The sequence below is a fragment of the Burkholderia sp. BCC1644 genome (assembly GCF_902833225.1).
Taxonomy (GTDB): Bacteria; Pseudomonadota; Gammaproteobacteria; order Burkholderiales; family Burkholderiaceae; genus Burkholderia.
In genome coordinates, this window is sequence record NZ_CADFEI010000003.1 from 509,812 (window position 1) to 520,749 (window position 10,938).

Sequence of the window (10,938 nt, forward strand, 5' to 3'; positions counted from 1 at the left end):
TGTAAAGAGGCTGGCGCGGTCAGAATTTCTGCCGGAGGCCAAGGGCGAAGACGGTGCTGCTCATGCCGGGGGCGGACATCGGCGCGGAGCCGAACGACAGCGCCGACTGACCGGTGTTCCTGAAGCCGCCGATTCGCACATACATGCCGGTAAGCTTCGAGAACTGGTAGTCGTAGCCGAGCAGCGCACCGAGTGCGTGGCTCGCCTGGCCGGCGATCGTGCGGTAGGCGAGATCGGCGCGCAGTGCGTGCGGGCCGCGCTGCCAGATCGCGCCCAGCGAATAGACCTGCGCGACGAGCGTGCCGGGCGCGGTGGGACGCATCAGCGTGTACGCGAACGACGCGAGCGTCGGGCCGAACGCGTACGACGCGCTGGCCATCACCGAGTCGGTGCGCGGGCCGTCGGGAGCGCCGCCGGGTGTCGACTGCGTGGCGGCCCACATCGCGTTGTACGCGCCGCTCAGCATCACCGGGCCGCGCGCGAAGTTGGCGACGGCGCCTGCGTTGCTCGCGATCGGGCTCGCGCCCGCCGCGTTGCGAAATGCGTAGAGCACGGTGACGTCGAGCCCGCCGTAGGTCGGCGTCTTGTAGCTGATTGCGTTCTCGATGCGCCCCGGCAGCGATGCGGCGCCGCGCCCGAGGTCGCTGCCGATCAGCGCGGTGCTCGCGAACGGCGACAACTGGCCGACGAGGTAGAACGGATCGGCCGCTTCCGGCACGATCGCCGGATACTGCTTGCCGAGCTTGATCGTCCCCCAGTCGTCCGAACCGATCGCGACGTTGGCTTCGCGGTTGTAGAACGACGCCGCGCTTTGCTGACGGCCGGACATCAGGTCGAAGCCGCTTTCGAGGCGGAAGCTCGCGCGCAGGCCGCCGCCGAGATCCTCGCTGCCGATGAAGCCGAAGCGCGACGTCGATGCGCCGCCGCTCATCAGGCCGATGCTCGTCTGGCTGCCGACGCGCGCGTATTGCAGGAAGCTGTCGAGTGCGCCGTAGATCTGGACGTTCGCGCGGGCCGGCGCGGCCCACATGCAGGTTGCCGCGAAGCACGCGGCCATCAGGGTTGAATTGCGCACGTTTGTCTCGTGGTGTCGCGATCGTCGGCGCGCGAATCGCAGGCGTGCAACGGCCCGCCCGCGCACGCGTCGACGTCGCGGATTCTGTTGTCGGGTAGAAAGGGGCGGAGCCGGTGCCCGGCGTCGCCGTGAATGAAGCGGTGCGCCGGTCAGCGGCCGTCGTCGAGCGAATCTGCCGGGCGTTCGCGGAAGCGCCACAGCGCGATCATGCTGACGGTGCCGCACGCGAGCACATACCATGCGGGCGACATCGGGTCGCCGGTGCGATGCAGCAGCCACGTGACGTTGAACTGCGCGAAGCCGCCGAAGATCGTCACGCCGAAGCTGTAGATCGTCGCGAGCGCGGTGGCGCGCACGCGAGGCGGGAACGCTTCCATGATCAGCAGCAGGAAGGCGGAACTGCCGGCGGTAGCGAACGCCATCACGACGGTGACGATCGCGACCATCAGCCCGACCGACGGCGCGGCGATCAGCAGCCGGAATGCCGGATACACGCATGCGAGCGACAGCAGCCACGTGACGGCGATCATCGGCTTGCGGCGCGGCAGGCGGTCGATGACCAACAGTCCCGATACGAGGGCGGCGACGATCATCGCGAGCCCCGACGCGCAGCCGGCGAGCAGCGACGTCGCCATCGGCAGGTGGAGCGTGCGTACCGCATAGGCCGGCATATAGAACACGAAGATGTACAGCGTCGACGTGCCGCCGATGATCATCAGCGTGCCGAGCACGACGCGGCCGAGGTAGCGCGTGAACACTTCGCGTACCGCGCTGCCGCCGGCGTCGTGCGTCGGCACATGCGTTTCGTCGAGATGGCGGCGGATATAGAAGCCGACCGGGCCGAGCAGCAGGCCGAGCAGGAACGGCACGCGCCAGCCCCAGCTTTCGAGCGCGTCGGTCGACAGCACGGCCGACAGCAGTGCGCCGCTGAGCGCGCCGAGCAGCGCGGCGACGCCCTGGCTGATCATTTGCCAGCTCACCATGAAGCCGCGGCCGGACAGCGGGCCCGATTCCATCAGGAAGGTGGTCGATGCGCCGATCTCGCCGCCGGCCGACAGGCCCTGCAGCAGCCGGCCGATCACGACCAGCACGGGCGCGACGACGCCGATGCGTGCATAGGACGGCGTCAGTGCGATCAGCGCGGTGCCCGCGATCATCAACTGGATCGTCAGCGTCAGCGCCGCGCGCCGGCCGGCGCGATCGGCGTAATTGCCGATCAGCACGCCACCGAGCGGGCGCATCACGAAGCCGACGCCGAACGTCGCCATCGCGAGCAGCAGTGGGCCGGCACCCGAATCGACCGGGAAAAACGTCTTGCCGATCAGCGCGGCGAAGTAGCTGAACACGGTGAAGTCGAACATCTCGAGCGCGTTGCCGGCCGAGGTGGCGATGATCGTCCGGGTCTGTGCCGAGCGGCGGCGCACGGTCGGCGGCGCGTCGACGAGCGGCGTGGCGGCGTCTTGCATCGGGGGTGTCTCCATGGGTATCGGTATCGTGAGCGCCGCATGGATCGTCAGGCATCCTGCGAGAGCTGGCCGCATGTTAAGACCGGGGAAAACATCGCGATACGCGCAAATTTTTATCCTGATAACATCTGTTTATCCCCTGATGCCCGACGGTCGCCTCCCGGCGGTCGCTTCCATTCGTCGCATGAAACTTCACCAGCTCCGCGCGCTCGTGGCCGTCGCCCGCTCGGGCAGCATCCATGAAGCCGCGCGCACCCTGCACCTCACGCAACCGGCCGTCACGCGCTCGCTGCGCGATCTCGAGGACGAACTCGGGTTGATGCTGGTCGCGCGCAGTTCGTCCGGCGTGACGTTGACCGATGCGGGGCGCGCGATGCTGCAGCGCGCCGAGCTGGTCGTCAACGAGGTCGCGCGCACCGAGGAGGAAATGGCGCAGCTGCGCGAGAACCGGCAGGGGCAGCTCGCAATCGGGATGACGCCGCTGGCCGGCATCACGGTGCTGCCGGCTGCGTACAACCGCTTTCGCCGCGCGATGCCCGACGTGCAGCTCGAGTTCGTCGAGGGCAGCCCGTCGCAACTCGTCGAGCAGTTGAAGAACGGCGCGCTCGATTTCGCGCTGGGCGCGGGCGCGGATGCGCAGGACTTCACGTCCGTGCGCTGCGAGCATCTCGACACGTTTCCGATGTGGTTCGCGGTGAGCGGCAAGGGCAAGCTCGCCGGTGCGACGTCGCTTGCCGACCTGCAGGACGCGGAGTGGCTGCATACGGGGCCGTCTGCCGAGTTCCGCGCGTATCTCGCCGAGCTGTTCGGGCAGGCCGGCCTGCCGGTGCCGCGCCGCGTGACGCGTTGCGCGTCACAGACGTTGTTCTACGCGCTGGCCGTCAACAGCGACGTGGTGACGGCGTGGACGCAGCTGGCGCTGCGCGGCGATGCTTCCGATACGCTGAAGACGCTCGATCTCGTCGGGCAGCCGCCTGCGCGCAACCTGTATCTGCTGTTTCGCGACAGCGCGGTGCTCACGTCGTCGGCCGAATACTTCGTACGTTGCATCGACGAAGCCGTGCAGGCCGAGCGGGCAAATGCGGGCGGGAAGAAGGGCCGCGCACGCTCGCGGACGCCCCGCGCGTGAAGCAGCCTACGGGGCGACGCGCGACAGCGGCACCGCTTCGCCGCGCAGCCTCGCGACGTCGCGGCCCGGCGCATCGCCGAACAACCGCGCGTATTCGCGGCTGAACTGCGACGCGCTGACATAGCCCACGCTGCGGCACGCTTGCCGCGCATCCATCGCCGACAGGCACATCAGGCGGCGCGCTTCCTGCAGCCGCAGCACCTTCTGGCATTGCAACGGGCTCATCGACGTGACCGCACGGAAGTGGTGATGGAAGGTCGACGGGCTCATGTCGACCTGCTGCGCGAGCGAGTCGACCGTCATCGGATCGAGGTAGTGGTCGCGAATCCACGCGACCGCACGCGAGATGCGTTGCGTCGTCGAACCGGCCTCGCCGACCTGCGCGACGCGCGCCCCCGACGGGCCGCGTAGCAGCCGGATGAGGATTTCGTCGACGATCAGCGGCGCGAGCAGGTCGAGGTCGTCGGGTTGCGCGATCAGCTGCATCAGCCGCGCGACGGCGTCGACGATTTCGGGCGTCGCGTCGAGTGTGTCGAGCGCGCTGTAGTCGACGGCTTTCGGCAATCCGCGCGGAAAGACAACCGGCGTGAGCGCCGCGATGCGCACCGGATCGAGTTCGAGCTGCGCATAAAGGAACGGCTCGGCCGGGTTCGCGCGCGTCACGCGGCCGGTGACGGGCACGTCGGCCGTCGCGACCAGCATCCGCGCTTCATCGATCGCGTAGGTGGCGTCGCCGACCCGCATCGACTTCGCGCCCTGGCCGACGATGCTCAGGCACGCGTGGTGCACGCCGTGGTTCCATTGCGGCGGCGCGCCGGATGCGCGTGAGATGCGCATGCCGCGCACCGGCAGGTCGAACGACCCGTCGTGCGGCGCATACGCGGCGATCAGCGCCGCAAGCCGGGCCGCGTGCGGCCGCACCGGCGACCGAGGGTCGTGATCGTGCAGGGGGCGCGGTTGCGATGGCGTTCGGGCGTCGATTTCCATGTTGAGTGAGCGGATGGCGGAGTGAGCGATGCGAGGTGCGCGGCTGCGATTCCCCGTCGAGGTGCAGGCAGGGGCGCCGGCACGGCGGTCACATCGTACGGCCAGATGCGCGCGCGGGATTGCCCAAACCTGTCGGAAATTAGCCCGATCATCCGGACCTGCACGGTCGGTGGTCGCATCGGCCGTCGTTGCGTAGTGTGCAGCGCACAAATTCGGAAATTAAGGCAAAACAATCGCAGGATCGGGCAAGCCATTTTCCGGCGGTTTTCATACCATTGCACCTGCTGAAAGAAATGTGTTCCAGCGCGTTCGGGTAACGCGGGCAAGACCGGCGCATGATGCGCGGTCGCAGCCGTGCGTGCTGCCGTTGCGAACCACTGGAAAAGACTCAGGACTGCTATCGAATGGTCGTGCATCGGGCCAGCCGAGGCTGGTTTGCGTCCGTTGCATGCCGGCGCGCGCCCGTCGCGAGCGTACCGACCGACCCGGCGTGGCCGGTGTCGGCGCCGCCGCATTGGCCGGGCCGATGCAGATCGGCCGCGAGGCGACGGCGGGCGCAGGTGGAACGGCAGCCGTCCGCGCAGGGGAATCCGGACAAATGGACCAACTTCAATCGATTCGGGCATTCGTGACGGTGGCAAGGGAAGGCGGGTTTCGCCGGGCGGCGACGCGGCTGCGCGTGTCGACGGCGATGGCGAGCCGGCTGGTCGATGCGCTCGAAACGCGGCTCGGCGCGCGCCTGCTTCAACGCAGCACCAGCCACCAGTCGCTGACGGAAATCGGCGAGCTGTATCTCGCGCGTGTCGAGCGGATTCTCGGTGCGATCGACGAGATCGACGGCCGTTTCGTCGCGATGGGCAGCAAGCCGGAAGGCGTGTTGCGCGTGGCCGCGCCGGTCGCGTTCGGGCTGAGCCAGTTGAGCGCGTTGCTCGATCGTTTCGTGCACCTGTTTCCGGACGTGCGGCCGACCGTGACGCTGACCGATGCGCACGTCGACCTGACCGCCGAAGACATCGACGTCGCGTTCCTGACCGACGGCATGCCGGTGTCCGGTGCGCACGCGCTGCATACGCTTGCCGCGTATGAATCCGTGCGCGTCGCCGCGCCGGGTTACGTCGCCGCACATGGCGGTGCGGCCGCATCGGGCGACTGGCCGGACCTCGCGACCGTACGCCTCGAACTGCCGGCGGCCGACAACGATCCTGCAGCCGTGATTCGACCGGGCACGGTGCCCGGCAATGCGGGCGTCGGCCATCTCGAGATGGCACGACGGCTGGCCGTGGCCGGCATGGGCGCGGCGGTGCTGCCCGTGTATCTCGTTGATGGCGATCTGGCGGCCGGCACGCTGGTGCGTATTGCGCCGGTCCGCCCGCTCGCACCCGTCACGCTGAAGCTCGCGCACGCGCGTGCCGCGCATTTGCCGGCCGCCGCGCGCGCATTCATCGAATTCGCCGGCGCCGCGTTCCGGCCCGTGCGCTAGCGGCCCGACCGGCCGCCACGGCAACGCGAGCCCGCCGGGGCCGCGGGCTCGCCGTTCCTTTTTTACGGAAGCAGTTCGGCAAACGAACGCTCCGCAGGGTGCAACGCACACCCGAAGCAAGCGCCCGCATGGGTGGCGGACCGGAAGCGACAGCATTCCGTTCGCGCATGCAGGCCGTGAGGAGATCTGGTGATTCCCATTGAAGGTTGTCTATTTGCGAGAGGTCGCTCCATGCGCGTCGAACGGGTTCCATACCGCTTAATTACTGCCGCAATGGCTGCCGTTTTCCTGGCCGCGTGCGGGAAAAAAGAATCGGCGCCGCCGCCGCAAACGCCGGAAGTCGGCGTCGTTACCGTCCAGCCGCAAGCCGTGCCGGCCGTGACCGAACTGCCGGGCCGCACCAGTGCGTTCCTCGTCGCGCAGGTCCGCGCGCGGGTCGACGGCATCGTGCTGCGCCGTGAATTCACCGAAGGCACCGACGTCACGGCTGGCCAGCGTCTGTACAAGATCGACCCGGCACCGTACGTCGCCGCGCTGAACAGCGCGAAGGCGACGCTTGCGCGGGCGCAGGCAAACCTCGTCACGCAGAACGCACTGGTCGCGCGCTACAAGGTGCTGGTCGCCGCGAACGCGGTCAGCAAGCAGGACTACGACAACGCAGTGGCCACGCAAGGTCAGGCCGCCGCGGACGTCGCGGCCGGCAAGGCAGCGGTCGACACCGCGCAGATCAACCTCGGCTATACGGATGTCGTGTCGCCGATCACGGGCCGCGTCGGCATCTCGCAAGTGACGCCGGGCGCGTACGTGCAGGCGAGCCAGGCGACGCTGATGTCGACCGTGCAGCAGCTCGATCCGGTGTACGTCGATCTCACGCAGTCGAGCCTCGAAGGGCTGAAGCTGCGCCAGGACGTGCAGAGCGGCCGCCTGAAGACGAGCGGCCCGGGTGCGGCGAAGGTGTCGCTGGTCCTCGAAGACGGCAAGACCTACTCGGAAGCGGGCAAGCTGCAGTTCTCGGACGTGACGGTCGACCAGACCACCGGCTCGGTGACGATCCGCGCGATCTTCCCGAACCCGGGCCGCGTGCTGCTGCCGGGGATGTTCGTGCGTGCACGCATCGAGGAAGGCGTGAACGAGAACGCGTTCCTGGTGCCGCAGATCGGCGTCACGCATGATCAGAAGGGCCAGGCGGTCGCGATGGTGGTGAACGCCAGCAACAAGGTCGAGACGCGTCCGTTGACGACGACCGGCACGTACGGTCAGGACTGGATTGTCGAAGGCGGTCTGCAAGCGGGTGATCACGTGATCGTTCAGGGCGTCGACAAGGTGCGTCCGGGTGCGACCGTGAAGACGGTCGCGGCGCAGCTCGCACCGGCGCCGGATGCCGCTTCTGCTACGCCTGCAAACGCCGCGCCGGCAAGTACCGCCACCAATGCTGCTGCGAGTTCGGCCGCCGCGTCGGCCGCGCAATAACTGGGAGTCCGTTTCATGGCCAAGTTCTTTATCGATCGCCCGATCTTCGCGTGGGTGATCGCGATCGTGCTGATGCTGGCCGGCATCGCATCGATCTTCAAGATGCCGATCGCGCAGTATCCGACGATCGCACCGCCGACGATCCAGATCCAGGCGAACTATCCGGGCGCTTCCGCGAAGACGGTGGAAGACACGGTGACGCAGGTGATCGAGCAGCAGATGAGCGGTCTCGACAACTTCCTGTACATGTCGTCGACGAGCGACGACTCGGGCAACGCGACGATCACGCTGACCTTCTCGCCGGGCACGAATCCGGACGTCGCGCAGGTCCAGGTGCAGAACAAGCTGTCGCTCGCGACGCCGAACCTGCCGCAGGTCGTGCAGCAGCTCGGCATGCAGGTCACGAAGTCGAGCAGCAACTGGCTGATGTGGTTCGCGTTCAACTCCGAGGACGGCAGGATGTCGAAGGAGGACCTGACGAACTATGTGGCCTCGCACGTGCTCGATCCGCTGAGCCGCGTCAACGGCGTCGGCCAGACGCTGCTGCTCGGTTCGCAGTTCTCGATGCGGATCTGGCTCGACCCGAACCGCCTGACCAACTACGGCCTCACGCCGGTCGACGTGTCGACCGCGATCACGCAGCAGAACGTGCAGATCGCGGGCGGCCAGATCGGCGGCACGCCGGCGAAGCCGGGCACGATGCTGCAGGCGACGATCACCGAATCGACGCTGCTGCGCACGCCCGAGCAGTTCGGCAACATCCTGTTGAAAGTCAACCAGGACGGCTCGCAGGTCCGGCTGAAGGACGTCGGCCGCGCGGCACTGGGTTCGGAGAACTACACGTTCGACACGAAGTACATGGGGCAGCCGACGGCCGGCCTCGGTATCCAGCTCGCGACCGGTGCGAACGCGCTGGCGACCGCGACGGCGCTGCGGGCCAAGATCGACGAGCTGTCGAAGTACTTCCCGCACGGTCTGGTCGTCCACTACCCGTATGACACGACGCCGTTCGTGCGCCTGTCGATCGAGGAAGTGGTCAAGACGCTGATCGAAGGTATCGTGCTCGTGTTCCTCGTGATGTATCTGTTCCTGCAGAACCTGCGGGCAACGATCATCCCGACCATCGCGGTGCCGGTCGTGTTGCTCGGCACGTTCGCGATCATGGGTGTCGCCGGATTCTCGATCAACACGCTGTCGATGTTCGGCCTCGTGCTCGCGATCGGCCTGCTGGTCGACGATGCGATCGTGGTGGTGGAGAACGTCGAGCGCGTGATGGCGGAAGAGGGCCTGTCACCGAAGGAGGCGACCCGCAAGGCGATGGGCCAGATCACCGGCGCACTCGTCGGCGTGGCGCTCGTGCTGTCGGCGGTGTTCGTGCCGGTGGCGTTCTCCGGCGGCTCGGTCGGCGCGATCTATCGTCAGTTCTCGCTGACGATCGTGTCGGCGATGGTGCTGTCGGTGCTCGTCGCGTTGATTCTGACGCCGGCGCTGTGCGCGACGATCCTGAAGCCGATCCCGCAAGGGCATCACGAAGAGAAGAAGGGCTTCTTCGGCTGGTTCAACCGCACCTTTGATCGCAGTCGCGATCGCTACACGGGTGGCGTGAATCACGTGATCCGGCGCTCGGGCCGCTGGCTCGTGATCTACCTGGCCGTGTTCATCGCGGTCGGCGTAATGTTCGCGCGCCTGCCGAAGTCGTTCCTGCCTGATGAAGACCAGGGCTACATGTTCATGATCGTGCAGACGCCGTCCGGTTCCACGCAGGAAACGACCGGCAAGACGCTCGACAACATCAACACGTACCTGACGACCGCGGAGAAGGATGTGGTCGATTCGGTGTTCACGGTCAACGGCTTCAGTTTTGCGGGCCGCGGCCAGAACGCGGGCCTCGTGTTCGTGAAGCTGAAACCGTACGAGCAACGCCAGCGTTCGGACCAGAAGGTCCAGGCGCTGATCGGCCGGACCTTCGCGCACTATTCGACGTACAAGGACGCGATGGTGATTCCGTTCAACCCGCCGTCGATTCCCGAACTTGGCACGGCCGCCGGCTTCGACTTCGAGCTGACGGACAACGCCGGTCTCGGCCACGAGGCGCTGATGGCCGCGCGCGGCCAGTTGCTCGGGATGGCCGCGAAGGATCCCGCGCTCGCGCTCGTGCGTCCGAACGGTCTGAACGACACGCCGCAGTACAAGGTCGACATCGATCGAGAGAAGGCGAATGCGCTTGGCGTCACTGCTGCAGCGATCGACCAGACGTTCTCGATCGCGTGGGCCTCGCAGTACGTGAACAACTTCCTCGATACCGATGGCCGGATCAAGAAGGTGTACGTGCAGTCGGACGCGCCGTTCCGGATGACGCCGGAAGACATGAACATCTGGTACGTGCGCAACAGTGCGGGCGGGATGGTGCCGTTCAGCGCGTTCTCGACCGGCCACTGGATCTACGGTTCGCCGAAGCTCGAACGCTACAACGGCGTGTCGTCGATCGAAATCCAGGGGCAGGCCGCGGAAGGCAAGTCGACCGGCCAGGCGATGGCCGCGATGGAAGCGCTCGCAAGCAAGCTGCCGGAAGGCATCGGTTATTCGTGGACGGGGCTGTCGTTCCAGGAAATCCAGTCCGGTTCGCAGGCGCCGATCCTGTACGCGATTTCGATCCTCGTCGTGTTCCTGTGTCTGGCGGCGCTGTATGAAAGCTGGTCGATCCCGTTCTCGGTGATCATGGTCGTGCCGCTCGGCGTGGTCGGCGCGCTGCTCGCGACGATGCTGCGCGGCCTCGAGAACGACGTGTTCTTCCAGGTCGGCCTGCTGACCACCGTGGGCCTGTCGGCGAAGAACGCGATCCTGATCGTGGAATTCGCGCGAGAGCTGCAGGCGAAGGAGAACATGGGGCCGGTGCGCGCGGCGATCGAGGCGGCGCGCTTGCGGTTGCGCCCGATCCTGATGACGTCGCTTGCATTCATGCTCGGCGTGCTGCCGCTCGCGATCAGCAACGGCGCAGGCTCGGCCAGCCAGCATGCGATCGGCACGGGCGTGATCGGCGGGATGATCACGGCGACGTTCCTCGCGATCTTCATGATCCCGATGTTCTTCGTGCGGGTTCGCGCGATCTTCAGCGGCGAGACGGAAAACGTCGACGACGCATGGCGTCTCGTGCAGGGTGACCTGCAGCGCGGTCACGGCGACGCACACGATTCGAAGGGGCAGTAATGATGCAAAAACACGCTTTGACTGCAATCGCGGTCGCGCTCTTTGCCACGGGCTGCACGATGGCGCCGCATTACAAGCGGCCCGACGCACCCGTCGCGCAGGCGTACCCGGCCGGCGGCGTCTA

Annotated in this window: 7 protein-coding genes; 4 read left to right on the forward strand and 3 right to left on the reverse strand. The window is 67.0% G+C overall.

Annotated features, from left to right (window positions below; all coding sequences use genetic code 11):
* Positions 1-19 precede the first annotated feature (19 nt).
* Together HWX87_RS08750 and HWX87_RS08755 are read right to left on the reverse strand one after the other, a co-directional pair.
* Positions 20-1,075, reverse strand: a complete 1,056-nt coding sequence (locus tag HWX87_RS08750) for a porin (protein WP_176046759.1) — start codon at positions 1,073-1,075, stop codon at positions 20-22.
* A gap of 149 nt (positions 1,076-1,224) precedes the next feature.
* Complete coding sequence (locus HWX87_RS08755) at positions 1,225-2,541, reverse strand: MFS transporter (protein ID WP_244137637.1); 1,317 nt, start codon at positions 2,539-2,541, stop codon at positions 1,225-1,227.
* Positions 2,542-2,725: 184 nt separating this feature from the next.
* Between HWX87_RS08755 and HWX87_RS08760 the strand changes: the two genes are divergently transcribed.
* Positions 2,726-3,670 (forward strand): LysR family transcriptional regulator, encoded by a 945-nt coding sequence (locus HWX87_RS08760; protein WP_176046761.1) that lies wholly within the window; start codon positions 2,726-2,728, stop codon positions 3,668-3,670.
* Between the two features lie 6 nt (positions 3,671-3,676).
* On the opposite strand, the gene HWX87_RS08765 is transcribed toward HWX87_RS08760, so the two are convergent.
* Positions 3,677-4,591, reverse strand: coding sequence for an AraC family transcriptional regulator (locus HWX87_RS08765; protein WP_244137638.1), 915 nt, complete (start codon positions 4,589-4,591; stop codon positions 3,677-3,679).
* A 664-nt stretch (positions 4,592-5,255) separates the two neighbouring features.
* On the opposite strand from HWX87_RS08765, the gene HWX87_RS08770 reads away from it, so the two are divergent.
* The 3 genes from HWX87_RS08770 (at position 5,256) to HWX87_RS08780 (ending at position 10,814) form a co-directional block, all read left to right on the forward strand.
* A complete protein-coding gene (locus HWX87_RS08770; RefSeq protein ID WP_176046763.1) occupies positions 5,256-6,137 on the forward strand; it encodes a LysR family transcriptional regulator in 882 nt (293 codons plus the stop codon).
* Between the two features lie 231 nt (positions 6,138-6,368).
* On the forward strand, positions 6,369-7,607 hold the full coding sequence (locus HWX87_RS08775; protein ID WP_176046764.1) for an efflux RND transporter periplasmic adaptor subunit: 1,239 nt from the start codon (positions 6,369-6,371) through the stop codon (positions 7,605-7,607).
* A 15-nt stretch (positions 7,608-7,622) separates the two neighbouring features.
* Positions 7,623-10,814, forward strand: a complete 3,192-nt coding sequence (locus HWX87_RS08780; RefSeq protein WP_176046765.1) for an efflux RND transporter permease subunit — start codon at positions 7,623-7,625, stop codon at positions 10,812-10,814.
* Positions 10,815-10,938: the final 124 nt, after the last annotated feature.